The following is a 340-nucleotide window of genomic DNA, read 5'->3' on the forward strand; positions in this document are numbered from 1 at the left end:
GGTTGCCATCATAGCGAATGCTTTCAACTTCGATCGTCTTCACTTGCCCTAAGGTTTCAGGCAGCAAAGCTAACCAACCAAGTAAAGAATCACCTTCGCCTGAACCACCGTATTTCTTAGCTTCGTCGTTCATCTGACGCTTGAGGTAACTCACGGTCGGAATACGTTGTTTACCAGGCAGCACTGCTCTAAAGATACGCTCACTCTCCATGCGGTAGGCTTGTGCTTGTGCTTCGTATTGCTGAACCTTCAACACTTGTTGAGTCACAATCACGGCCACCAGCAAACAAGCAGCAATCGCCACTTTCTGCCAAACACGCCAATATTTACTGAATGAAGA

General features: G+C 47.4%; 1 protein-coding gene. It reads right to left on the reverse strand.

Going from position 1 to position 340, the window contains the following annotated elements:
• The coding region (gspL, locus tag AB4512_RS24730) for a type II secretion system protein GspL (RefSeq protein WP_372176114.1) at nt 1-340 on the reverse strand (340 nt) is incomplete at both ends.

It is taken from the genome of Vibrio sp. 10N.222.52.B7 (genome assembly GCF_041474275.1).
Lineage (GTDB): Bacteria > Pseudomonadota > Gammaproteobacteria > Enterobacterales > Vibrionaceae > Vibrio > Vibrio crassostreae_C.